We start from the raw sequence: 289 nt of genomic DNA, 5'->3' as shown, positions 1-289 counted from the left end.
TATCAAGCCGGCGAAAATGCTGTTTTGCACGATAAGCTTTATGAGGATGCATACCTGTACTAATCAGTGCCTTACTTCCCATTTCTAATGCGCTTGAGAAGGTTTCACGGCTAAAATCCGTCACGCCACTATGCAGTAATTCGTGAGCCTCTAAACGCCCTTTTGCACGGGCAATAATATGCAAGTTCGGGAAGTTTTCTTGGCAAATACGCACAATTTCCATCACTCCTTCAGGAACGTTGCTGGTGATCACAATGGCTTTGGCTTTATCCGCTCCCGCTGAGCGTAG

The 289-nt window shown here is 46.4% G+C and carries 1 protein-coding gene; it reads right to left on the bottom strand.

The window, feature by feature from the left end:
* A partial coding sequence (locus ACNQ0T_RS23980) for an NAD-binding protein (protein WP_417930469.1) occupies nt 1–289 on the bottom strand: 289 nt, incomplete at both ends.

The organism is Enterobacter cloacae complex sp.6700776, assembly GCF_048284255.1.
Taxonomy (GTDB): Bacteria; Pseudomonadota; Gammaproteobacteria; order Enterobacterales; family Enterobacteriaceae; genus Enterobacter; species Enterobacter intestinihominis.
This window is presented reverse-complemented; position numbering and strand designations above follow the sequence as displayed.